At 71.1% G+C, this 23,762-nt stretch carries 19 protein-coding genes; 7 read left to right on the top strand and 12 right to left on the bottom strand.

The window, feature by feature from the left end; translation table 11 throughout:
- Positions 1–136: 136 nt before the first annotated feature.
- The 4 genes from ACZ66S_RS35285 to ACZ66S_RS35270 all read right to left on the bottom strand — a co-directional run bounded on the left by ACZ66S_RS35285 (position 137) and on the right by ACZ66S_RS35270 (position 5,424).
- Entirely contained in the window at positions 137–958 is an 822-nt protein-coding gene (locus ACZ66S_RS35285) for a carbohydrate ABC transporter permease (RefSeq protein WP_469905643.1), read from the bottom strand.
- Positions 955–1,935 (bottom strand): carbohydrate ABC transporter permease, encoded by a 981-nt coding sequence (locus tag ACZ66S_RS35280; RefSeq protein ID WP_469905642.1) that lies wholly within the window; start codon positions 1,933–1,935, stop codon positions 955–957. The genes ACZ66S_RS35285 and ACZ66S_RS35280 overlap by 4 nt, the downstream gene beginning before the upstream one ends.
- 117 nt (positions 1,936–2,052) lie before the next feature.
- Positions 2,053–3,306: a sugar ABC transporter substrate-binding protein gene (locus ACZ66S_RS35275; RefSeq protein ID WP_469905641.1), complete on the bottom strand. Its 1,254-nt coding sequence runs from the start codon at positions 3,304–3,306 to the stop codon at positions 2,053–2,055.
- 126 nt (positions 3,307–3,432) lie between these two features.
- Complete coding sequence (locus ACZ66S_RS35270; protein WP_469905640.1) at positions 3,433–5,424, bottom strand: glycoside hydrolase family 127 protein; 1,992 nt, start codon at positions 5,422–5,424, stop codon at positions 3,433–3,435.
- A gap of 259 nt (positions 5,425–5,683) precedes the next feature.
- Between ACZ66S_RS35270 and ACZ66S_RS35265 the strand changes: the two genes are divergently transcribed.
- Complete coding sequence (locus tag ACZ66S_RS35265) at positions 5,684–6,703, top strand: LacI family DNA-binding transcriptional regulator (RefSeq protein ID WP_469905639.1); 1,020 nt, start codon at positions 5,684–5,686, stop codon at positions 6,701–6,703.
- 95 nt (positions 6,704–6,798) lie between these two features.
- On the opposite strand, the gene ACZ66S_RS35260 is transcribed toward ACZ66S_RS35265, so the two are convergent.
- The 5 genes from ACZ66S_RS35260 to ACZ66S_RS35240 all read right to left on the bottom strand — a co-directional run bounded on the left by ACZ66S_RS35260 (position 6,799) and on the right by ACZ66S_RS35240 (position 17,465).
- Positions 6,799–7,656, bottom strand: coding sequence for an oxygenase MpaB family protein (locus ACZ66S_RS35260; protein ID WP_469905638.1), 858 nt, complete (start codon positions 7,654–7,656; stop codon positions 6,799–6,801).
- 205 nt (positions 7,657–7,861) lie between these two features.
- Complete coding sequence (locus tag ACZ66S_RS35255; protein WP_167348048.1) at positions 7,862–8,011, bottom strand: hypothetical protein; 150 nt, start codon at positions 8,009–8,011, stop codon at positions 7,862–7,864.
- Positions 8,012–8,109: 98 nt separating this feature from the next.
- Positions 8,110–11,370 (bottom strand): family 78 glycoside hydrolase catalytic domain, encoded by a 3,261-nt coding sequence (locus tag ACZ66S_RS35250; protein ID WP_469905637.1) that lies wholly within the window; start codon positions 11,368–11,370, stop codon positions 8,110–8,112.
- A gap of 26 nt (positions 11,371–11,396) precedes the next feature.
- A complete protein-coding gene (locus ACZ66S_RS35245; protein ID WP_469905636.1) occupies positions 11,397–14,810 on the bottom strand; it encodes a glycosyl hydrolase in 3,414 nt (1,137 codons plus the stop codon).
- 69 nt (positions 14,811–14,879) lie between these two features.
- Positions 14,880–17,465, bottom strand: a complete 2,586-nt coding sequence (locus ACZ66S_RS35240) for a glycoside hydrolase family 127 protein (RefSeq protein ID WP_469905635.1) — start codon at positions 17,463–17,465, stop codon at positions 14,880–14,882.
- Positions 17,466–17,781: 316 nt separating this feature from the next.
- Here ACZ66S_RS35240 and ACZ66S_RS35235 point away from each other — a divergent pair, with 316 nt between their 5' ends.
- Complete coding sequence (locus ACZ66S_RS35235; protein ID WP_469905634.1) at positions 17,782–18,189, top strand: VOC family protein; 408 nt, start codon at positions 17,782–17,784, stop codon at positions 18,187–18,189.
- A 30-nt stretch (positions 18,190–18,219) separates the two neighbouring features.
- Here ACZ66S_RS35235 and ACZ66S_RS35230 read toward each other — a convergent pair whose 3' ends face one another.
- The gene (locus ACZ66S_RS35230; RefSeq protein ID WP_469905633.1) at positions 18,220–18,759 is read right to left on the bottom strand and encodes a hypothetical protein; all 540 of its coding nucleotides are present in this window, start codon (positions 18,757–18,759) and stop codon (positions 18,220–18,222) included.
- Between the two features lie 135 nt (positions 18,760–18,894).
- Between ACZ66S_RS35230 and ACZ66S_RS35225 the strand changes: the two genes are divergently transcribed.
- A complete protein-coding gene (locus tag ACZ66S_RS35225; RefSeq protein ID WP_469905632.1) occupies positions 18,895–19,299 on the top strand; it encodes a hypothetical protein in 405 nt (134 codons plus the stop codon).
- Positions 19,300–19,452: 153 nt separating this feature from the next.
- On the opposite strand, the gene ACZ66S_RS35220 is transcribed toward ACZ66S_RS35225, so the two are convergent.
- Positions 19,453–20,259: an alpha/beta fold hydrolase gene (locus ACZ66S_RS35220; RefSeq protein ID WP_469905631.1), complete on the bottom strand. Its 807-nt coding sequence runs from the start codon at positions 20,257–20,259 to the stop codon at positions 19,453–19,455.
- A 61-nt stretch (positions 20,260–20,320) separates the two neighbouring features.
- Between ACZ66S_RS35220 and ACZ66S_RS35215 the strand changes: the two genes are divergently transcribed.
- From ACZ66S_RS35215 to ACZ66S_RS35200, 4 genes are all read left to right on the top strand, one after another.
- Positions 20,321–20,743 (top strand): MarR family winged helix-turn-helix transcriptional regulator, encoded by a 423-nt coding sequence (locus tag ACZ66S_RS35215; protein ID WP_469905630.1) that lies wholly within the window; start codon positions 20,321–20,323, stop codon positions 20,741–20,743.
- Positions 20,744–20,922: 179 nt separating this feature from the next.
- On the top strand, positions 20,923–21,414 hold the full coding sequence (locus ACZ66S_RS35210; RefSeq protein WP_469905629.1) for a DUF2975 domain-containing protein: 492 nt from the start codon (positions 20,923–20,925) through the stop codon (positions 21,412–21,414).
- The gene (locus ACZ66S_RS35205) at positions 21,414–21,635 is read left to right on the top strand and encodes a helix-turn-helix domain-containing protein (RefSeq protein WP_469905628.1); all 222 of its coding nucleotides are present in this window, start codon (positions 21,414–21,416) and stop codon (positions 21,633–21,635) included. The genes ACZ66S_RS35210 and ACZ66S_RS35205 overlap by 1 nt, the downstream gene beginning before the upstream one ends.
- A 232-nt stretch (positions 21,636–21,867) precedes the next feature.
- On the top strand, positions 21,868–22,446 hold the full coding sequence (locus tag ACZ66S_RS35200; protein ID WP_469905627.1) for a hypothetical protein: 579 nt from the start codon (positions 21,868–21,870) through the stop codon (positions 22,444–22,446).
- Positions 22,447–22,528: 82 nt separating this feature from the next.
- Here ACZ66S_RS35200 and ACZ66S_RS35195 read toward each other — a convergent pair whose 3' ends face one another.
- Entirely contained in the window at positions 22,529–23,299 is a 771-nt protein-coding gene (locus ACZ66S_RS35195) for a polysaccharide deacetylase family protein (protein WP_469905626.1), read from the bottom strand.
- Positions 23,300–23,762 lie beyond the last annotated feature (463 nt).

Raw genomic sequence — 23,762 nt, 5'->3', positions numbered from 1 at the left:
GGTGGCGCGGCGCGCCAGAGGGCTGGGTGGTGCGGGGACCGCGTCGGACGGGTGGAGCGGGGGCGACGGTCGCGGGGCAGGGCGGGGACCGGCCCCGCCCGGTCGGTGGGCCGGGGGCGGCGGGCACGGGGAGGGGTCAGTCCTTGACCGCGCCCGCGGTCACACCGGCGGCCACGTAGCGCTGCGCGAGGACGAGCAGCACCGCGGCCGGCAGGGACGCGACGACGGCGGTGGCCATGATCGCGTTCCATTCCTGGTTGTTGTTGCCGATGTAGTGGTAGATGCCGAGGGTGATCGGGCGCAGTTCGCCGCCGCCGTCGAGGGTGTTGGCGAAGACGAAGTCGGACCAGGCCCAGAGGAAGCTGAAGAGGGAGACCGTGACGAGGGCGTTGCGGCTCACCGGGAGCACCACGGACCGGAAGGTGCGCCAGGTTCCGGCCCCGTCGATGCGGGCGGCGGCGATGAGCTCGCCGGGGATGCCCGACATGAACGCCGTGAAGATCATGACGCCGAACGGCACCGCGATGGTGGAGTCGGCGACGATCAGGCCCCACCAGGAGTTCAGCAGGCCGAGGTCGAGGAAGATGCCGTAGAAGCCCATCGCCATGACGATGCCGGGGATCATCTGGGCGACCAGCAGGGCGAGGCCGAGGAGACCGCCGCCCGGTGGGCGGAGCTTGGCCAGGGCGAAGCCGGCCGGGGCGGCGAGCAGGAGGGTGAGCACGACCGTGCCCACCCCGATGAGCAGGCTGGTGCCGAGGTAGGGCATCTGGTCGTGCAGGACGGCGCGGTAGCCCTCGAAGGTGGGATGCAGCGGCAGCAGGTCGGGCGGGCTCTTGCGCATGTCCTGCTGCGGGGTCAGGGACACGTTCAGCATCCAGTAGACCGGGAACAGCATCACGGCGGTGAGCAGGAGACCGATGACGGTGTAACGGCGCTTGCCCGTACGGGACTTCATGCTTCCTGCCTCCTCTGGACACGGATGTGGAGCAGTCCGAAGAGGAGGGCGATGAGGATGAGGATGTTGCCGACGGCGGCCCCGGGACCGAACTTCGGGAGCAGGGAGCCGAAGCCGAGCTGGTAGGACCAGGTCGCCAGGGTGGAGGAGGCGTCGCCGGGACCGCCCTTGGTCATGATCCAGATCAGGTCGAACACCTTGAGGGTGTAGACGAGACCCAGCAGCAGGGTGATCGCGGAGACCGGACGCAGCAGCGGGAAGGTGATCCGCCGGAACTGCTGCCAGGCGTTCGCCCCGTCCAGGGAGGCCGCCTCGTAGAGCTCGCCGGGGATGTTCTGCAACCCGCTGTAGAGGATGACCAGGTTGAACGGGATGCCGATCCAGATGTTGGCGATGATGACCGAGGTCAGGGCCCAGTGCGGCGAGTTGAGCCAGTCGACGGGGGCCACGCCGACCGTGTGCAGGGCGTAGTTGAGGACGCCGGACTCGCTGTTGAGCATCCACGACCAGGTCGACGCCGACACGATCAGCGGCAGCAGCCACGGGATCAGGAACAGTGCCCTGAGGGTGGCGGCCAGCCGGAAGTGCCGGTTGAAGAAGACCGCGAGGGCGAGCCCGGCGGCGTACTGGAAGGCGATCGACACGAAGGTGAAGATCATGGTGTGGCGTATCGCCGGGCCGAACGTGGGGTCGTCCAGAACGGTCCTGAAGTTGTCCAGCCCGGAGAACGGCGCGTCGCCCGCGACGAACGACCGGACCGTGTAGTCACGCAGGCTCAGGTCGAGGTTGCGGTACAGGGGATAGACGTAGAACGCGGCGAGGTAGAGGGCCAGCGGCGCGAGGAACGCCAGCGCGGTCAGCCGGTTCGTGCGCCGATGTCGCCGCAGTGCCGGGTTGTCGGCCGGGGCGGTGGGACCGGCGTCCCGGGGCCTGGCCGGGGACCGCGGGGCGCGGCGGTCGACGCGGGCGATGGTCATGGCGGACTCCTGGAGGGGGTGGCCCGCCCGGGACCGGCGGCGGTGTCCGGGCGGTTGCGGGTGCCGTGCGGCGGCCGGGGGCAGGACCCGGGAAGGTGCCGCGAGGGCGTCGAGTGGTCAGCTCCTGCCCTTGTCCGCGGCCTTCTGCGCTGCGTCGAGGGCGGCCTGCGGGCTCTGGCCGCCGGACAGGGCGCTCTGCACGGCGGTCCACAACGGCTGTGAGATCACCGGGTACTTGGTGCCCAGACCGCCGCTGGTGCGACCGCGTGCCGCGGCCACCGCGTCCACCCACGGCTTCAGTTCGGGGTTCGCCTTGACCTGCTCGGCCTGTACCTCGGAGGTGGGCGCGACGTAGGCCAGGGTGGTGTCCGTGGCCAGCAGGTTGGCGGAGCTGGTGAGACAGGTGACGATCTTCTTGGTGACGTCGTACCGTCCGCTGTCCTTCTGGACCGGGACGGTGACGAACTCGCCGCCGGTCGGCACCGGCGCCGCCCCGCCGGCGCGCGCGGGGACGCTGATGACGCCGTATTCGAACCCGGCCTTGTCGGCGTTGCCGAGCTGCCAGGTGCCGTTCTCGCCGAAGGCGTAGTCGCCGGTGGCGAACTCCTGCCAGCTCGTGGTCTGGGTGTTCTGCAGGACGTCCTTGGGGGCCAGTCCTTCGTCCACCCATCCCTTCCACAGGGACAGCGCGGCCACGCCGTCGGCCGAGTCGAGCCGGGTGAGGTCGCCGCCCGCGCCCCAGAACCAGGGCAGGAACTGGAAGCTGCCCTCCTCGGTGTTGATCGCGGAGAAGGTGATGCCCTTCTTGCCGGCCGCCTTGGCCTTCTTGAGCGCGGCCGTGAGAGAGTCCCAGTCCTTGACGGAGGCCGGGTCGACACCCGCGGCGGTGAGGACCTGCTTGTTGTAGTAGAGCGCGAGGGTGTTTGCGCCGATGGGAACGCCGTACGAGGCGCCGTCGATCTCGCCCGCGCCGAGGATGTTCTTCTGGACGGACGTGGTGTCCAGTCCGAGATCGATGGTCTTGTTGAGGATGCCCGCCTCCACGAGCGTGGAGACGACCGGGTTGTCCACGAGCATCACGTCGGGGGCGTTGCCCTGCTGGGCGGCGAGCAGCGCCTTGTTCCCCAGGTCCGTGGTGTCCATGGCCGTGCGCTTGATCTCGACGCCGGCACCGGTGCCGCACTTGCTCACCAGTCGTCCCCACGGCGAGGAGGCGTCGAACTGCGGGTACGGGTCCCAGAAGGTGTACGTCCCGCCGGTGCTGCCGGAACCGGAGGCGGAGGAGTCGGAACCACCGCCGCAGGCGGCGACGGAGACGAGCGCACCGGCGGTGGCGACGGCGGCTATCAGGGTGCGACGGGTGTTTCTCACGGCGACCTCGTTGTCTTGGGGCGGCTCGAAGGGACGGGCGGGGCGAGGGGGGCGTAGGGCGTGTGGGGCCCAAGGACGGAGCTGGGCTCGACGGGTGGGCTCACTGGGTGAACTCGCTGGATGGGCTCACTGGATCGGCAGCCAGACCCGCATGCTGCCGTCCTGGCGGTTGGCCCACGCGTAGTAGGGCACAGCGGTGAGGGCGACGGGCGCGGGCTCCGACGCGGAGGGCTGGGCGTCGGCGGGGGCGTAGGGCCACCAGCCGGGCTCGGGCCGGGGGCGGCGGTACCCGGCGGCCGTCACCGTGATCACGCCGCCCAGCAGGTCGGGGCGGTGCGCGTCGGCGAGCGGGCGGGCCGGGTCGAGGACGATGTCGTCGAGGCCGCCGCCGGGGTGGTCGACCCCTTCCAGGCAGTACACGAGCGGTCCGCGTTCGATGGCGACGCAGCCGCGTACGGCGTCCACCCGGGGGTCGGCGGCGGTGAGGCGGGGCGCCAGCGCGAGTTCGAGGACGACCCGGTCGCCCGGTGCCCAGGTCCGTTCGATGCGCAGCCAGCCGTCGGGGGCGGGGGCGTCCGTCCGGTCGTAGGCCGTGTCCCCGCACCGGACCCGGTACGAGTCGCACCACTGCGGGATGCGCAGCGAGAGGGTCCAGGGCCGGTCGGCCGGGGACTCCTCGACGGTGAGGGCGATCGTGCCCTGCCAGGGGTAGTCGGTCTCGGCGCCGACGGCGACCGGGGTGCCGTCGAGGTCGCCGGTGTAGCGGCCGGTGACGTACTGGTGGATCTGGAGGCCGCTGCCGTCGTTGGAGGCGAGGTAGTGCTCCAGGGAGGCCAGCAGCCGCATCACGTTGGGCGGGCAGCAGGCGCAGCGGAACCAGCGGGTGCGGCGGGCCGACTGGTCGCCGCCGGGGTCGGTGTGGCCGTCGCGGACCTGGAGCGGGTTGACGTACAGCCATCGCTCGCCGTCCAGCGACACCCCGGCCAGGAAGCCGTTGAACAGGGTGCGTTCGATCAGGTCGGAGTAGCGGGCCTCGCCGGTGAGCAGGGCCATGCGCCAGCTCCACTGAACGGAGGCGATGGCGGCGCAGGTCTCGCAGTAGGCCCGCTCGTTGGGCAGCTCGTACGGGTCGCCGAAGTCCTCCTCGTCGTGATGGGCGCCCAGGCCGCCCGTGAGGTGGGTCTTGGCGGCGGTCATCGCGGCCCACAGCCGCTCCGTGACGGCGCGCAGTTCCGTGTCCCCGTTCTCGGTCGCCAGGTCGGTCGCGGCCGCCAGCAGGTACAACTGGCGTACGGCGTGCCCCTCGACGTCGGTCGCCTCGCGCAGCGGGACGCGGTCCTGGCAGTACGCCTCGCCGCCGAGCAGACCGTGGCCGAAGCGGTCGACGAAGTAGCCGGCGAGCTCCAGGTACCGGCGCTCCCCCGTCTCCCGGTACAGCTCGACCAGGGCCGTCTCGACCTCTGGGTGGCCGTCGACGCCGTCGATCGGCTTTCCGCTCCCGGGCGGGCCGAAGACCGAGTCGATGTGGTCGGCGAACCGCACCGCCACATCGAGGAGTTCACGGCGTCCGGTGGCCCGGTGGTGGGCGACGGCGGCCTGGATGAGGTGTCCCGCGCAGTACAGCTCGTGGCCCCAGCGCAGGTCCTTGTAGCGCTCGCCGCCCTTGAGGAGCTGGAACCAGGTGTTGAGGTATCCGTCGGGCTGCTGGGCGCCGGCGACGAGGGAGACGATGCGCTCGACGTCGGCCGCGAGCGTGCCGTCCTGCTCGTCAGCTCGCCCGGCCAGCTCCCAGGAGGCGGCCTCCAGCCACTTGTAGACGTCGGAGTCCACGAACGGGTAGGCGCCCTGGAACTCCCCCTCGGTGCGACCGGCCGCCACCCGCAGGTTGTTCAGGTTTCCCGCGGACTCCAGCAGTGCGGGACCCTGGGGGATGGAGGTCCGTCCGTTCACCCGGCGCCGGGTGCTCCAGAAACCGCCGTGCACCTCGACGGCGGCGGGGGCGAGCGCGGCCTTGGCGGCCGGGCCCGGGCGGACCGGCCCCGCCGGGACGACCGGCTGCTCGGGCAGGGCCGGGGGCGCGGACGCGGAGGAGGGCACGGCGGAACGGGGGTGGGGCATGGCTCTCCGAACGGTTGGATGGGGAGCGGGCCGGGGATACGGTGCACTTCCGGCCCACGGTGGCCGCGGCGTCCGGCGGGGGTGGCCCGCCTTTCGGATCCGCTTTGGGAAAACGTTTTTCTGCCGGAAAAGTAGAGAGCCGGTGCGCACGAGTCAAGAGGTACGCCGCAGTATTTGTTTCCCGCTGGCGGGGCTGGCCAGCGCCGGGGATCGGTGCCAGGATGTCGAGGGCTCACACCCACCAGGAAAAGGATTGCGCGTGACCGCTGTTCCGGGTTCTCCCGCCACCGGACGGGCAAAACTCGCCGATGTGGCCAGGCTGGCCGGCGTCAGCGTCGGAACGGCCTCGAAGGCACTCAACGGCAACGGCAGGATGCGGCCCGAGACACGGCAACGGGTCCTGGCCGCCGTGGAGGAGCTCGACTTCCGCCCGAACCAGCACGCGCAGAGCCTGCACACGGGCCGGAGCTGGACCGTCGGGCTGATGACCACCGACGGCATCGGCCGGTTCAGCACCCCCGTCCTCCTCGGCGCCGAGGACGCGCTCGGTGCCGGGAAGATCTCGGTGCTGCTGTGCGACACCCGCGGCGACGCCATCCGCGAGCAGCACCATCTGCGCAACCTCATGGACCGGCGGGTGGACGGCATCATCGTGACCGGCCGCCGCACCGACCCGAGGCCGCCCCTCAAGGGCATCGAGCCGATCCCGACGGTCTACGCGCTGTCACCGTCCACGGACCCGGACGACATCTCCGTGGTCTCGGACGACCGCAGCGGAGCCCGGCTCGCCGTCGAGCACCTGCTGGCGACCGGACGCACCCGGATCGCGCACATCACCGGCCCGGCACACCACGCGGCCGCCCAGGACCGCGCCCGGCACACCGTCGAGCTGCTGGAGCGCTCCTCGCTCGAACTCGCCACCGGACGCGTCCACTTCGGCGAGTGGAGCGAGGCGTGGGGGCGCCGCGCGGCCGAGGCGGTCCTGCGCATCGCCCCGGACACGGACGCCTTCTTCTGCGGCAACGACCAGATCGCCCGGGGCGTCGCCGACACCCTGCGCGAGAGGGGCGTGGACGTGCCGGGCAGGGTGGCGATCGTGGGGTACGACAACTGGGACATCATGGCCCTGGCCTGCCGGCCGCCGCTCACCACGATCGACACCGACCTCTCCGAGATCGGCCGCCAGGCCGCCCTCCGGCTCCTCGACGCGATCGGCGCCCGGCCCGAACCCGGCCGGCACACCGTCCCCTGCCGGCTGGTGGTGCGCGAGTCGTCCTGAGGTGGTCCTGCGCGGCCTCACCTCCGGGAAACCCTTTTCCCAAGGCCGGTGTCCCGGGAGGTTCGACGATCAGCGCACACGACCGCCCGTAAGACTCACTCCACCCGCGTGCGCGCGCCCGGTGTCATGACCCAGCGGATCGTGTGGGTCAGCAGGAGGCCCGAGGGCTGTATCGCGAGCCCCTCCAGCACCGGGAGCCGGGGCAGGTGCAGCACCCTCCGAGCCCAGGGCGGCAGCAGGGCGACCGCGTTCGCCGCCAGGACGCCGTAGAACGGCCGTGCGGCGAGCGGGACGGGCGGGTGCAGCAGCAGGAACCGGGCGGCGGCCCGGGCTTCCGGAGTGGCTCGCAGTTCGGGCAGATACGTCGCCAGGGTTTCGGCCAGGGCCTCGCGGTCGCGCGGCGGGTCGATCACCCCGAGCTCCTCCGCGACCCGCGCGGTGTCGGCCACGTAGGCGTCGTACCCCGCGGCGTCCAGCGACCGGGCGCCGTAGCGTTCGTGGGCGCGCAGGAAGCTGTCGGTCTCGGCCGCGTGCACCCAGCCCAGCAGGTGCGGGTCCGCGGCGTGGTAGGCGAGTCCGTCGGCCGTCGTCCCGCGGACCCGCTCGTGGATGCCGCGCACCCGCGCGACGGCCTCCTCGGCGTCGGACGCGGTGCCGTACGTCGTGACGGCCAGGAAGGTGCTGGTGCGCTGCAACCGTCCCCAGGGGTCGCCGCGGAACCCGGAGTGCGCGGAGACGGCGGCCATGGCGAGCGGATGCAGGGACTGCAGGAGGAGGGCGCTCAGGCCGCCGATGAACATCGACGCGTCACCGTGGACGGCGCGGATGGGCCGCTCGGGACCGAACCACCGGGGGCCCGGAGTGTCGTGGATACGGGCACGGTTGGCCGGACCGTTCGGGCCCGCCACGCGCCGGAACACGGCCCTGCTCAGCCGATCACGGAGGTCGGTCATCGGCGCGCCTCCTTCCCCGGCCCGTGGTGAGCGCGCTGCTCACCCTTCTTCGGCAGCGGCGGTGCGTACGGATGCGGGCCGGCGTCCCATGTCCCCACTGTCGCCTCCGACCACCGCCCCCGACCAGCGCCTCCGAGCGGCCCGCGCAGCACTCGCGCGGACCGCTCGGGGATGTGGGGACGTGGAGGCGTCGCCTCTGCCCGGCTCAGCGGCTCCGGCCCCGGAGCTTGCCGAGCAGTTGGCGCGCCTGCGCCCGGCGTCGCGGGTCGGCCGAGGCACGGCGCACCTGCTCTGCGGCACGCCGACCCTGCGGACTCCGGCTGAACTGCTTGATCTTCTCCAACATGCCAGGCATGACTGTCCTCCCGAGAGGTCGACGACAACTCCTGTGCGACCAGGTCTTCGTACAGAGGCGGCTACCCCGGGCCGGCCGTCCCACCCCTCGGGAGAGCGTCAGGACGCCGCCGAGGGCAGCGTCGAAGCGAACGTCCACCGGCCGGAGCCGACCCGGTAGACGACCTCCGTGGCCGTGGTGCGCGTCGGCTCCGCTCCCGCCGGGGCGTCGGCGTGGCCGTCGGCCGCCGGGACGTGGACCTCGGCCGTGCTGCCCGCGGGGACGTCGACCGTGAGCCGGAAGGCGTCCGCGGCACGGGTCCAGCCGGTACGGGCCAGGCCGTAGGGCGTGCGGTAGGAACCGGAGGCCGAGGTCAGGTCGCCCTCGACCGCGGGGTCGATGAGCAGTTCCCGGTAGCCCACGGAGTCGGCCGTCTGCCCGATGCCGGCGAGCCGGCCGGTGAACCAGGAGTCGATCGCGCCGAGCATGAAGTGGTTCTGCGACTGGCCGGGTCCACCGTCCCAGGACTCGCCGAGGGTGGTGTTGCCGGCGAGCACCTGGTAACCGTAGCTGGGGCTGGTGGTGCTGGTGGCGATGCGGTACACGATGTCGTCGCGGTCGGCGGCGGACAGCACCCGGAACGCGGCCGGCAGGGAGATCTCACCGAGCAGCAGGTGGTGGTCGGCGGCCTCGACCGAGGCCACGAAGTGGGCCAGCAGCCGGTCCCGCTCCCCCGCCGGGTAGGCGCCCATGTCCAGCGCGAGGGCCTCCGCCCCCTGGCCGCCGCCGGCGAACGTGCCGGCCGAGGCGTCGTAGTACTTCGCCGCGAGGGCCCGCGATGACGTGTCGGCCTCGGCGCGGTAGTCCGCGGCGGCCCGGTCGTCACCCAGCACGCCGGCGATCCGGGACAGGGCGTCGACCACGCGCCAGTAGCCGTAGGTGCCGGCGACCGCGCGGGGGAAGGTGCGGTCCGGGGTGAACCAGTCCCCGAGGCCGTAGTCGAGGATGCCCGCGGAGACCTGGGTCCTCAGGAAGGCCGCGTACTGGCGCATCCGCGGGTAGTAGGTGCGCAGGGTGTCCTGGTCGCCGTAGGTGGTGTAGAGCTGCCAGGGCACGAGGACGAAGGCGCCGCCCCAGTTGGCGTCGTTGCGGTAGGCGCCCGGCAGGTTCGTGTACTCGGGGACCGTGCTGGGGATCAGGCCCTCGGTGGTCTGGGCGTCCGCCATGTCCCGCACGATCTTCCGCATCTGCGCCTGCATGTCGAAGTTCGCGGCGAGTGCGGGGAAGACGAGCTGGTCCTGTTCCAGCCAGCCCAGCTTCTCCCGGCTCGGGCAGTCGGTGAGGACACTCATCATGTTGCCCTCCATGGCCCGCCGGATGATGCCGTGGATGCCGTTGACCAGCGGGTCGGAGCTGGTGAAGTCCCCGGCGGAGGCGTTCTCGGTGCGCAGGACCTTGCCGCGCACCGACACCTGCGCGCCCTCGGGCAGCCCCTTGATCTCCAGATAGCGGAAGCCGTGGTAGCTGAACGTCGGATGCCAGGTGGCGGTGCGGCTGTCGCGGGTGGTGTAGCTGTCCCACAGGGGTGCGCCGACGTTGCTGATGGACTGGAAGGCGTGCCCGTCCTTGAGGCTCTCGGCCGGGTAGGCGCGGATCTGCGTCCCGGCGGGAGCGCTGACGGTGAGCTCGGGCCAGCCGGCGATGTTGCGGCCGAGGTCGAAGACCCGGCTGCCGTCGGCCCCGTCGACCTCCTTGCCGTTGAGGGTCTCCACCACCCTGATCGGTTCGGTCTCGCGGGCGCTGAGCGCGGCGGGCGCGTCGGCGGTGCCGGGGGCGGACACCGTCACGGCGTGCTCCCAGGTGCTGTGGTCGCCCTTCGGCTCGTCCCAGTGCGGGATCTCGCGCCGGGCGTCGTAGTCCTCGCCGCCGTACCAGTTGCTGGAGGTGGTGGGACCGAGCGTGGTGCGCCAGTCGTCGCCGCTGGTCACGACACGGCGGGTGCCGTCGGCCAGGGTGATCTCGAGTTGGGCGATGAGCTTGGGGTCGCTGATGTTGCCGTACAGCTTGCGGTAGCGGTCGGCGGTGCTGACGACGTTGGACATGCCGTTGCCGAGGGCCACGCCGAGGGTGTTGGCGCCGGTGCGCAGGCGGTCGGTGACGTCGTAGGTGGCGTACTGGACGCGGTCGCGGTAGTCGGTGTTGGCGGGCTCCAGCACCGCGTCGCCGACGGGTTCGCCGTTGAGGGTGGCGTCGTAGATGCCGAGTCCGGCGATGTGGAGGCGGGCGCTGCGGATGCCGCGCGGGAGGGTGAAGTCGTCGGCGAGCAGCGGGAGTCCGGCCGGCAGATAGGGCTTCGGCGCCCGTCCGCCGGTCACTTGCGCGAGGGTCGCGTACGGTCCGGTGGCCGCGTCGGCCGTCGAGAGGGCGTAGTCCGTGGGGAAGTTCGGGACCTGGCCGTCCTCGGTGAGGACGTCGGCGCGCGGGTAGAGCGCCACTTCGTCGAAGGTCTTGGCCGACTTGAGGTCGAGGGTGAGGGTGAGGGGGGCGGCCGAGACGTCGGCGGAGGTGTGGGCCGCGCTGGAGTAGCCGGCGGACGTCTGCAGGGCGCTGTTGTTCAGGCCGTCGACGGCGAGGGCGGGTTCGTAGGTCTTGCGGACGGTGTAGGTCTCGGAGGCGGTGACCGCGGCGCCCTTGGCCAGGCCGGTCGCCGAGGTCGCGGAGTCGCGTACGTCGATCTCGCCGAGCTGGAGCCGCCAGGTGTCGGCGTCGACGCTCTCCTTGAGGGGCAGTCCGAGGCGGGTGACGTCGAGGCGCAGGTAACGGGCCGTGGTGCGGGGCAGTTTGACCGTCACCGGCTCGATCTGCCGTTCGCTGAGCCGCCATTCGGGGTGCGTGATCCACCGGGCCTGCCAGTCGGCGGGCTTGGTGAGGCCGGTCTCGAAGACGGCAGGGGCGCTCCAGCCGGAGTCGCGGTGGCCGCCGGACCAGAGCTGCACGCGCCAGTGGACGCGGGTGCGGGAGCCGAGCGCGCGGCCCGCGTACGTCGTCTCCGGTACGGCGGTCGCGACCTTGCCGGAGTCCCACAGGTCGGGCTTGCCGGAGCGCAGGCGCTCGAGGCTGGTGGCGGCCTGGACGCGGTAGGCGCTCTGGAGGGTGTTCATGGTGCGTGCGGTGGTCTGCCAGCTCAGCACGGGGGTGGTGTCGTCGATGCCGAGGGCCTCGTCGAGGTGCTGGGTGCGCAGGTGCACCGGGATCGGCGTGCCGGTGGTCGCGGCGGCGGCCGGGACGGTGACGGACACGGCGGTGAGCAGTGCGGTCAGGGCCGCGGGCAGCACGGCGGCTAGGCGTGGCCGTGCGGTGCGGGGTCCGGATCGGGGCATCGTGGTCCTTCGGGAGGAGGGGGTCGTCACACGCGGTCCAGCTCGACGGTCGCGCGCCGCTTGAAGCGCAGGGTGACCGGGCCGAGCAGGCCGGACGGCAGGGGCTTGTTGCGTTCGTTGGAGAGGGTGTTGGAGACGCGTACGGCGATCCGGTTGCGGCCGGGCACGAGCAGCCCGGTGACGTCGGTGACGAACGGCGCCCACAACAGGGGGTCCAGGTCCGTGCCGTTGACGGTCACTCCGGCCACGTCCCGCACGTCTCCGAGGTCGAGCAGGACCCGCCGCCCGTCGAGGACGTCCCGGTCCACGTCGAGGTCCTTGGTGTAGGTGCCGGTGCCGGAGTACAGCGGGGCGCGGGTGGTCCAGCTTCCGAGCGGTCCCGTGACGGGGGTGTCCCCGTCACGTTCCAGGGTGAGCGTCCAGTCGCCGGTGACGGGGACCGGCGTGAGCGGGTCGTCGACCCGGAGCGTGCCGCGGTAGGTGCGGCCGGCGTCGGTGCCGGTGAGCGGGTACCGGCCGGGCTCCGTCACCTCGGCGGTCGCGCGCAGGACCCGCCCGTCCCGTTCGACGGCCAGGACGTCGACCGGGGCGTCGGTGAGGTGCGGCCGGACCGGGCCGTGGGCGCGCACGAGGACGATCCGGGTCTCGTACGGTGCGAGGGTGAGCGGTACGTGCAGGCCGCGCCTGCTCTCGCGGTACACCGGCGCGGCCCCGGTCCCGCCGGTGGCGGGGTCCCACAGTTCGGGGACTCCGGTGGCGGGAAGGACCGCGGTGGTCGTCACGGCCGTGCCGCTCTCGTTGTTGAGCACGAACGCGGTGTCGGCGCCCCGGGTCACGCGCAGGACGCGGACGGACTCGCTCGCCGGTTCGAGGACGGCGGCCGCGGCTCCGGCCTCGTGTGCGGCGGCGCCCAGGGCGGTGACGTCGGCGACGCGCACCGCGCGGCCGCGGCCGACCGGGCGAGTTCCGGGGACGGTGTCGCCGAACAGGTCGGCGAGGGCGCGGCTGAGGGAGCGGTCGTTGCCGTCGGCCTCGTCGGCGGGCAGGGTGCCGACGGCGACGACCGTGCCGCCGGCGCGGGCGAAGGCGGCGAGGGCGCGGACGGCTGCGGTGTCCAGGGTCGGTGTCACCGGCAGGACGACGAGGTCGTAGCGGGCCTCTCCCACGTCGAGCCGCCCGGCGCGCACCCGGGCGTGGGCCAGCAGGTCGGGGTCGCCGGTCAGGGCGCCTTCGTGGAGGAGGTCGAAGTCGACCTGGGCGCGCTCCAGCGCGTAGGCGGCGTCGCTGAGGGCGCCGTCGACCTCGCCCTGCCGGGTGGTGCCGGACCACTGCTCGGCGGCGCGTTGCGGCTGGAGCAGTGCGGTGCGGGCGGCGGAGGTGCCGCGGGCGGCCTCCATGACCCGGCCGATCCACTCGGCGAGGGACCGCATCGACCACCACCAGGGGGCGCGCGGGCCGAAGGGCGGCGGGAAGTAGACGACGGCCTCGTCGGTCCACAGGGCGTGCAGGACGGTCAGGTTGACGCCGCGGGCGGCCTGGGCGCCGACGGTCGCGTGCACGAAACCGGGCGTGACCTGCCAGCCCATGTTGCCGAACATCTCCATCAACGCCCGTTCCCGGCCCATCTGGTGGGCGACCGAGACCGGGTTGCGGGGCAGCATGGTCTGCTGTCCGGCCACGTACTCGGCGGTGATGATGTCCCCGCCGGGCACCTGGGCCCACTGGTTGACCTTGTGCAGGTCGCCGGTGGTGGGGACGCGCTTGGAGGGTGCCGTCTCGTCGTAGAGCGGGTTGGTGATGAGGGCGACTCCGCGCTCCTCGCACCAACGGGCCTGGGAGCGGAAGTACCGCGCGAACCGGTTGGAGACGGCCTGCCAGTACAGGCCGCGGGCTATACGGCCGGTACGGCCGAGGTCGTCGAAGGCGCCGGCGTAGGCCACACCCGGCTCGACGTCCACCGCGCGCAGGGCCGCGTCGAGCGTGGGCGACCAGGGCAGCCGCTTGAAGTGGGCCTCGGCGGACGCGAAGAACGGCTCGTCGTCCCAGAAGCCGGGCACGACGGTGCCGAAGTACCTCTTGAAGCGGCGGTGGTACTCCCCCGGCACGATGTCGAGGAAGAGGTCGACCGGCTCGTCGTCGAGGAGGTCGACGTAACTGCGGCTGTATCCCTGGGTGTCGTCGACGAGGGGTGTGCCGCCGAACAGGTCGATCTGCCAACGCCCCTCGGGGACCTGCCAGTTGTGTGCCCCGGTCAACTGACCCGTGAGGTCCGTGACGTCGGTCGCGTCCGTGGAGCCCTCGGGGCGGGCGGCAGCGGCGGCGGCCTGCACGGGGAGCGTGGGCCGGTCGGGGAAGTCTCCCGCGTCGGCGGCGTCGTCGAAAGCGGTGGTGTACAGGGTCGTGCCGTCGGGCGCGGTGACGGCGAGCGTGTCGAACAGTCCGCGTTCGTCGCCGACCGCGCGCACCCCGACGCCGCCGGAGGCGAAACGGTCGTCGGTGACGGTGCCCTTGGCCCGTCCGTCGAGTGTGACCGTGAGGGTGGCACCGCTCACGGCGACCGTGAGGGTGTGGTACTTCGTCTTGTTGAAGCCGTCGGTGCGGGTGCTGCGCAGCAGTTGCACGGGGTCGGCGTCGCGCGTCAGGCGGAGCACGGTGACCACGCCGGTCTGGTCGAAGGTGACGGCGTAACCGTCGAGACCGTCGGCGGAGGCGCGCACCACCAGCCCGGCCGCGGTGTGGTCGGCCTTGGCGCTCGCGGTGACGGTCAGGTCGGTCCAGTCCTCGCCGCCGCGCAGCACGCTCGCTCCGGCCAGCACGGCGGCGTCGGCGACAAGGTGGCCGGCCTCCACGCCGAGTCCGGTGCTGCGTCGCAGGTCGACGCGGGCGGGCCCCTGCACCACGGTGGTGGAACGCCAGAGCGCCTTCAGCCGCAGGTCGGGGCGCGGCTGGTAGGTGCGGGAGCCGACCGTGCCGCCCTTGACGACGTACTCGCCGGCCCGGCCGCTGGGGAAGTGGTCGTCGTTGAAGAGCCACACCCGCATACCGGTGCGCTCGGCCGTGCTCAGCACATGCCCGACGATGTCGAACCATTCCTCGCTGAAGAAGACCGGCCGCATGGCGTCGTTGTCGAAGGAGAACAGGATGACCTCGTACATGCCCTTGTCGCGCAGGTCGGCCATCTGCCGGTCGACGAGTTCGGGGGTGACGGGGCCGTTCCAGTACCAGTAGACGGTGGGGCGGCTGTCCTTGGGCGGGTCGGTGAAACGGCCGGCGGTGAAGGCGGCGGGCGCGCTGCCGGGTGCCGGGGTGCCGGGCGCGGCGGAGGCGGCGGGAACGGCGAGGCCGAGGCCGGGGAGTCCGGTGGCGAGGGCGGTGCCTACGCCGGCGGCGGCGACGAAGCCGCGTCTGGACAGAGGGGTGTCGGGCGTGGAGTCGGGCATGCGGAAGCTCCTGCGAAGTGCCATGTGAATAAGGGCTGTTGCGAAGAGTGAGCGGTACGGAGGCGGGGCTCAGCCCGCGGCGAGGTCGGCGACCTCGGCCGCCGTGAGGGCCCGGTTGTGGACGCGCAGATCGCGTACGGCGCCCTTGAGGTAGGGATGGGTGCTGTTCTGGGACCGGCCGAGGTAGGAACGGGTGGTCACGCCGAGCAGCAGCGGGCTCGCCACCATGGCCGGGTTGCGGCCTGCCTCGACACCGTCGACGTGGAGCACGCCGACGCCCCCGGCGAGGGTGAGCGCCACATGGGTCCACCGGCCCACCGGCAGAGGTCCGCCGGCGTCGATGAAGTCCTCCCGTTCCATGCCGGCGATCTTCAGCGCGGCGCGGGCACGGCCGGCTCCGGTGGTGGCGGCGAGGAAGAGGTAGGTGTCCTTGTGATAGCCGAAGTCGAAGACGCGGGCCGAGGAGGCGAGGGCGTCGACGCGTACGCGCACACTGATCGTCACCTCGTCCAGCCCGCTCAACAGCCCGGGCGGAAGCGCCAGATGGCCACCGCTGCCATTGAGCAGCACGGCAGGGCCCGTGCCGTCGTCGTCCCAGACCGCGCCGCCGGCCAGGGTGGCGTCGGCGAAGGTGCCGGTGGCGTCGGCCGCTGAACCGTTCAACGGGTAGTGCGCGACGTCTTGTTCGCGACCACGACGAGGGGTCACCGCCCAGTAGACGTTGTAACGCTGGTGCTGGATCTCGTGGAAGGGCCGCAGGGAGACCGGGGATCCGTCCGCGAGCGCGGTGAAGCGGGTGGTGGTGCCGGGGACCGGTCGCAGGGACCTCGGCAGGATCGTCGGGACCGTGGCGAGGTCGGTGTCGCCGTACTCGCCCGCGAGCACGAGGGGGCCGTAGGACAGCGTTGTCATCTGCGGGTTGTCGGGGGCCGGGGTCCACACCGGGCGGCGGGGCAGGCTGAGGTCCACGGTGTCGCCGGGGCGCCAGGACCGGTCGATCTTCGCGTATGTGCCCGGCTTGAGGCGGGTGTCGAGGGTGCGGCCGTTGACCTTCAGTACGGCGTCGCGCGCGGTGTCCGCGACCCATCCCGGGATCCTGATGTGCAGTGCGAAGCGCCCACGGCCTTCGGTGACGGTGAGCCGGGTGTGCGCCTCGGCAGGATGACGCGTCTCCTGACGTATCGTCACCCCCTGTTCCCGCCAACGGACTTCGGACGGGATGAGGAGATTGACCCAGAGGGCCGGATGGCGCCGGTCACGGGAACGGAAGTAGACGGAGTCGGCGAACTTGGTATGGGTCTCCAGACCGCTTCCGTGGTCGCAGGAGAAGTTGTCGTAGTCGCCGCTGTAGCTGCCCGGCGCCGAGCCGAGTCCCCCCTTGGGCTCACGCCGGGAACCCGCCCACAGGCCGGTGTAGTAGGTGACGAACCCGTGCGCCGAGTCGGGGTCCTGCTCCCCCAGCATCTGGTTGTGGAGCGTCCACTCGTAGTGGTCCATGTACGCGGCCCGTTCGGGGCGGTGCAGGAAGAGGTGGCGGCCCAGCTTGAGCATGTTGTAGCTGTTGCAGTTCTCGCAGGTAACCTCCGAGAGCCTGCTGACGATCTCGTCAGGCGGCCCGAAGAGCTCCTGGTTGGAGTTGCCGCCGATGGCGTAGGAGTGGTGCCGTACGACGGTCGTCCAGAACGTGTCCGCGATGTCGAGGTAGCGGCTCTCCCCCGTCGCCTCGTACGACGGCACCGTCCCGACGATCTTGGCGATCTCGGTGTTGGCGTGCCGCCCGGCGAGCTCGTCACGGCCGGCGGCGAGCGGGCCGTACAGCTCCTCGTGGTCGAACCGGCGCGCGGTGCGCAGGTGGACCGGGTCACCCGTCTCCAGGTGGAGTCGCATCAGCACGTCGTTCATGCCGCCGAACTCCACCTTGAGCAGGTTCTGCATCCGCTCGTAGGTCAGCGGCGCGGTACGGGCCTCGGTCCAGGCGGCCATCTCCCGCAGCACGTCCAGGGCTTCACGGTTGGAGCTGAGCCGGTACTGGTCCAGTAGGCCCGCCATGATCTTGTGCAGCGTGTAGTACGGCGCCCAGGGCTTGCCGCCCGCCTCCAGTTGAGCGAAGACCGACTCCGGGAAGGCGGACAGGTACCCGGGCGTGAACCCGGCTGCGGGAGCCGCCCGTTGGCACTCCGCGAGGGCGGAGACGAGGGCACGGCCCTTGTCGGCGTAGGCCGGATCACCGGTGTTTGCGTGGGCCTGGGCCAGGGCGCTGAGCAGATGTCCCGTGGTGTGGCCGCGCAGTTGGATGTTCGGCGCCTCCCAGCCGCCGCAGGGCTGAGCGCTGGAGGGCAGACCGACGTTCAGCCGGAAGGTGTGCAGGAGCCTGTCGAGGTCCACGAAGAGGAGATATGCGCAGGTGCGGCGCATGTTGTCGAGGAAGGGGCTCTCCAGCAGGCGGACGTCGCGGAGGTCGAACTCGGCAAGGGGTGGGGTGGCGGCGGGAGCGAAGGCGGGAACGGGTGCGGGGGCGTTGGGGTCGCTCGCCGGACGGGGGGTCGGTTCGGCCGCGTGTGCCGCGGCGGGGTGGCCGAGTGCGGTGGCGGCCGCCGTGGCGGTGATGAGTACCTGACGGCGGGACAGAGCGGCGAAGACATGCGGGACGGGCAACGTGCGGGCCCCCTTCTTCGGGACAGCGCGGATTGAATCGTTTTACGACGCAGGCGCAGACGCTAAGCTCGGACATCGCCAACGTCAAGACTTCTCACATGTATTGAGGGAGAGGAGACGCGGATGGCACGTGAACATGCAGGTCAGAGCCAACACTTCGACCACACCCTTGCATTGCGCCCACGCAATCCCCCGTGAGTGATCCGCCGATTCGGGGAATTGAAACGTTCAATTGGAACAGCCATCGTCAGTGCGGCGAGAACGCCGGAACCTGTTTTCCCGGGCTGACAGCGGCGACACGGGGCAGCACTACCGCATGGACCCTCAACCGCGTTTCACCCTGGCCGCGACCACCCTCGACGCACCGGACGCCGGTGAGCTCGCGCGGTTCTACCGCGGCCTGCTCGGATGGCGGACACGTAAGGAGGAACCGGACTGGGTCGAGATCACATCGCCCGACGGCACGGCCGCGCTGTCCTTCCAGACGGAACCGCGCTTCCAACCCCCGCGGTGGCCCACCCCCGAGTCCGGACAGCAGATGATGATGCACCTGGACATCGAGGTGAACGACCTGTCATCGGCCGTCGATCGCGCGCTCGCCCTGGGGGCGGTCATGGCGGACTACCAGCCGCAGGACGACGTAAGAGTCCTGCGGGACCCGGCGGGACACCCGTTCTGCCTGTTCGTACGGATGGGGCGGGGGTCGTCGGGTGGGACGGACTGACACCTGCACCTCAGCGGGTCTGGGTCAGCGTCAGCGGCTCTCCTGTGGGTCCACTGAACCCACCTGTTCCATGCGCTGGATTTCCTGCTCCGCCACGTCCAGGTAGCCGAGATCGAGTGCCATCGCCGCGCGGCCGGCGACGTAGAAGATGTCCTGGCGGGTCATGCAGTCGAGCCCCGGTTGCTGGCACAACGACAGGAACCCCACTTCAAGACTGAGTTCGATGCGGCCCATCTCGTCCCGGACGACGATCGGGAGCGCGGTGTGCCGCAAGTCCTTGGCGTAGTCACGCGTCTGCCGATCGGCCTCGTCAGGACGGGCCTCCACAGGACGGTAGGGGTGATCGGCCCACTCCGTGTCGGCCCACTGGACAAGCTCGTCCAGACACTCCCCGGCGGTCACGACATCCGGAGGCGAGGCGGAAAGGGCCGCGTCCGCCTCGGCGACCAGACGGGCGAGACGGCGTTTCGAGCCGTCGTCAGCCGCAACGCACATGGCGATGAACCCCGACAGCACGTCGAGCCGGCGCGACACCTCCGCCTGCTGCCAGATCTCGTACAGTTCCGCCATCCACCATTCCCCCGCCGACCTGATGCGTCTCCGCGCCCCGAACCATATGACGGGCCCCCGTCGGCCGGTCCAACGGTTTTTCCGGGCATGGCGTTCGAACTCCCCCGTCAGAGGCGGCAAGTAGCCTCGGGCGGCATGGGGATTCAGATGGACGTGGTGGTCGGTGGTCCCGTCGACGATGAGATGGAAGGGGTGCTCGGGCTGGCCGAGGCGGTCGGCGAGCCCGTCGATGTCACGTTCAGGCGAGAGGGGCGTGACCAGTCGGAGCACGCCGTGCTGGTGCCCGCGGCCACCCTCGCGCTCTGGGAACACTGTGCCCCTGCCGCCTACCCGGCGCGTGCCGCCAGGCCGCAGAGCCGGGCGGAAGCGGAAGGGCCGAAGCCGGCCCACCCGGAGGAGTTCGGACCGTTCACCCTGTTCCATCGTCGCGTGGGGGCCGCATTGCGGTCGCTCGTGGAGGCGCGGTGCTCCATGGACCCGAAGCAGAAGGCGGTGTTCGAGGAGTTCCTCGCCCGGAAAAAACCCCTCGATGAGCAGTGACACGACGACACATGCTGGGCGGCCGAGGGTCCGGTGGTTGCTGTCCCGGCGGCTCGGCTCAGGGATGACTGACGCGGGCTGCCGCTGAACCCCCGGCGCCAGGGCTGACGTACAAGCGGGATCGCCGGTCGCCTTGGCCAGGTCCGACATCCCTCAACGCCGACGCTGGTGACGACTGCTCGTCCGGTGCAGGTGCTCCTCGATCAGGGCGAAGGTGGCCTCCGGCTGTTCGATCTGCGGGAGGTGGCCGGCCCCGGGGATGACCTCGAGTCGGCCGTCTCCGAACGCCTCGGCGTACGCGGCGCCGTAGGCAGGAGTGACGATGCGGTCGCTCTCCCCCCAGAGCAGCAGGGCGGGCACCTTGATCCGTCCGAGCTCCGACAGCAGCGTGGGGCTGTGCATGTACGGGTCGCCGGCGAGGATGCGCATGGTGGCCATGTTGGCCTGCCTGCGCACGAGTTCGTCCGCGGGGATGTCGGCCGGGTCCAGGTAGAAGCGGTCGGGATCGTGCCAGGAGTGTTCCGCGACTCCGCGGGCGTCCAGGGCGAAGAAGTCGGTGATCGGTTCCGTCTCGACGTGCACGCCCACGGCGTCGATCAGGACGAGACCGGTGATGGTTCCCCCGGTGTCGCGCCGAGCCATCTCCGCGGCCGTCCAGCCCCCGAGGGAGGAGCCGATGACGAGTACGTCGCTCAGTCGGCGTTCACGCAGGAGGTGCAGGTAGGTGTCGGCGAGGTCGTCGATGCCGGTGAGCGATGCCGGGCGGTGGGTGCCCTCCCAGCCGGGGTGCACGGGCGTGATCGTGTGGGCGGTGCGGGAGAGGTGCTGGGCCAGGCCGGCGACGGTGGCCGGGCCTCCGCCACCGTGCAGGACGAGGACCGGCCTCCCCTTTCCGGCCTCGGACAGGGTGAGGGGCAGGTCGGCATGTGCGGCTGCTGCGGCCGCTGCGTCTGTGGACATGCCATCACCCTAACTAAAGATGCTTATATAAGCTAGCTTGGTTATGACGTAGACTCGACTCATGCACGGCGAGCTGCAAGAACTCGGCAGAGCGGTCAAACAGGCCCAGTACCGACAGCACAGGGCCCTCGACAGCGCCCTCCAGACGGTCGGCACGACACTGGCCCAGTGGGACGCGCTGCGTGCGATCGGCCGCTCCCCCGGAGCGTCCGCACGCGAGCTGGCCGCGGCGACCTTCCAGACCGAGCAGGCCTTCGGCACGCTCGCCGGCCGCCTCACCGCCCAGAGCCTCGTGGAACGCCGACCAGGACACGGACGGCGCATCGAACACCACCTCACACCCACCGGCGAACAGGTGCTGGCGGCCGGACACAAGGTGGCCGACGGGGTGCTCGCCGACTGCTTCTCCCCCCTGCCGGAGGCCGACCGCGCCACCCTGCTCGACCTGCTCCGGCGCCTCACCGCAGAGCGGGAAGCCGACTGAGGCTGCGGGAACTACTGCGACCCTGCGGCCGGGGCGCCTCAGCCGCCACGCCCGACCCTCAGCCGCCACGCCGAGCCTCAGCGGCCGCGACTGCGACTACCGACCGAGAGGCGCACCCCTCTTGCTTCGCCTATCGATATTCGATAGGTTTCCATCGCGAATCGATGGAGAGGTGAGTCATGGGCAAGTTGGCTGTCAACGCACTGCGTGCGGTGCTCGTGGGGGTGTTCACCGGCACCCTGTTCGTACAGGCGCTGATGGTGTGGGCCTTGGTCAGCGGAAAGGATCCCGAGGACGGATCCCTCCCTCTGACCTCGCTGCGTGTGATCACGGTCCTCGGCATGGTGTCGGTGCAGGTCGCCGTGGTCTGCGTGGGCCGGCTGGTCTCGATGGTGCGACGCGGAACCGTGTTCTCCCACGCCGCCTTCCGGTACGTGGACGGTGTGATCGGCGCGATCGCGGCGGCCGCCCTCGTGTGGTTCGCGGTCACCGCCGTCAACGCGCCGGGCCAACGGGAGGACCCGGGCGTCACCGTCATCATGGCCGGGATCGGCGTGGCCATCCTGGGAGTCGCGCTCATCGTGTACGTGCTGCGGATGCTGCTCACCCAGGCCGTCGCGCGTGACGCCGAAGCAGCCCAGATGCAGGCCGAGTTGGCCGAGGTGATCTGATGCCGATCGCCGTCGACATCGACGTGATGCTGGCCAAGCGGAAGATGTCCGTGGGGGAACTCGCGGAGCGCGTGGGGATCACACCCGCCAACCTGGCGGTTCTCAAGAACGGCCGCGCCAAGGCCGTACGTTTCGCGACGCTCGCCTCCCTCTGCGAGGTACTGGAGTGCCAGCCGGGCGACCTTCTGCGCTGGGAAACGGAACTCACCGCGGAGGGATGACGGACTCCACGGGCACCGTCGGGCCGCGGGAAAGCGTCCCCTCCACCTGCCCCTCCGCATAAGACCTGGGACGCAGGCGGGCGTACCTCTGCGGGCTCACGGCGATCACACGTGTGCCCCGGGCGGCGGAGCAACACGTCAACTCGGGGGGCGATGTGAGACATCGTCAGTCCACGGGACTCTGGGTGGGCGCCCGCGGAGAACGGGCGCCCACCACGAGGAAGGACCAGCGATGAGTCGCAGTGTGTCAGCCTCCACCCGCATCCGTGTCGCCGCAGGCGCCGCCGTCCTGATCACCGTCGCGTGCACCGCCTCCGCCACGGCCCTGGACCGCTCCGCGGGGACCAAGTCCCCGCACACACCGAAGGAGGCCGCAGCCCTGACGGGGTCCGCCAAGCTCTACCGGCCGCTCGGGGACGACATCACCTTCACCTTCGACGCGCATCTCGCCGCCAAGCACCGGATGGACCCGGCGAAGGCCACGGGAACGTTCCGCTTCAGCCACTACCTCGACGGCCAGGGCGCCTGGGCCGAGGGGAGGATCGACTGCCTGTTGACCGGCGGGAAGGTCGCGGTCGCCAGCGGGGTCATCACCCGCACCGACCTGCCGGGAGCGAAGGGCAACCGGGTCGGCTTCACCGTGCACGACATGGGCAGGCACGACCGTCTCGGCTATAGCTGGGCGTCGGTGGGCAACCCGATCGAGACCAAGGACCTGCCCAAGTGCGTCAGTACGGCGCCGTTCGAGAAGGTGAAGAACGGCACGGGCGACTTCCGGGTCCTGCCCTGGGAACCGGACTTCCTGAAGTAGGGGCAGGGGGTCGCCGACGTCGAGCCGGGGGCGGGTGCGCAGCCCTGACCCTGAGCCCCATGGACCGCCCGCGACCACCGACTCAGCGCACGGGGAAGCCGAACGAGTAGCCCTGCTCCTTGAGTCGGGGCAGGATCTCACGCAGGGCCGCGACGGTCTGGGAACGGTCGCCGCCCGCGTCGTGGAAGAGGACGGTCGGGCCGCCCGGCAGCTCTTGTTCGACCGTCGCGACGATGGCTGCCGTACCCGGTCGTTCGAAGTCCTTGGAGTCCACGTTCCAACCCAGCGGGCGCATGCCCCGGGATGCCGCGAGCTTGCGACTGAAGGGCGTGAAGGCGCCGCCGGGGGCGCGGTAGTACATCGGCCGTACGCCTCCGGACGCCTGGGTGATCATGCGTTCGGCATCGAGGATCTGCTGCGACTGGTAGGCCTCGGACTTCTTGTCCATGGTGGTGTCGTGGGACACCGAGTGGTCGCACAGCCGGTGCCCGGCGGCGACCACCCGCTTCACCAGATCCGGGTGGGCCTGTGCCTGCGTCCCCACCATGCAGAACGTGGCCTTGACCCCGTACTCCCGCAGCACGTCGAGGACTTGGGGAGTCCATACGGGGTCGGGTCCGTCGTCGATGGTGATGTTGACGCCACGCGCCCCCTTGTCCGAGGCGTGCGCGATGGTCACGTCGACCGCTTTCACGGCACTGCCCTGAGCGGCCGACGTGCCCGTCTTGGGCGACGTGCCGCCTACGGCGCCGGCCTGTGCGGTCCACACGGAGGCACCGGCGGCAAGCATCGTCACCCCGAGCGCCGCCCCGAGTACCTTGCCGTTCCAGCCCCGCCCGCCGTGCCGTGCCATGTCCGCCCCGCTTCCGTGCAGTTGCTCGTCGATTCCCCGGTCACCCCGTGGCCACCTGGCAAGACGAGGAACAGCGGCTGCGGGATGCGTCCGTTACGGATCAAGGACAAATCCGGGGGAGTTCGCGGACAACGCGGGCAACGGCGGCCGGAGCGCGGGCGGATGACCCGTGGGGGTACGGCGGGGCGCCGCCGGTGGTCGGTGCGTCGGGGGCATAGCGTTCACCAGCAGTCCATTGCAATGAGCGTCCGCCCCGACGTTGCGTTGCTCTCCGAGTCGTTGCAATGAAATCCCTGTATCTAGCTGCATTGATGAGCTGTCGGCGCAATAAATATGTTGCCGACTCCGTGAATGCAACGTAGCTTTTAGTCTATCGGAAACAGCGACGACGAGCCCAGGAGCACCGCATGCAGACGTTCGACACCCCCACCCCGGTCACCGCCGTCATCGACCTGCCCGCCGG

The organism is Streptomyces sp. NPDC107471 (assembly GCF_055582845.1).
The sequence above is the reverse complement of the archived record's forward strand: the minus strand, read 5'-3'. Positions and strand labels throughout refer to the sequence as shown.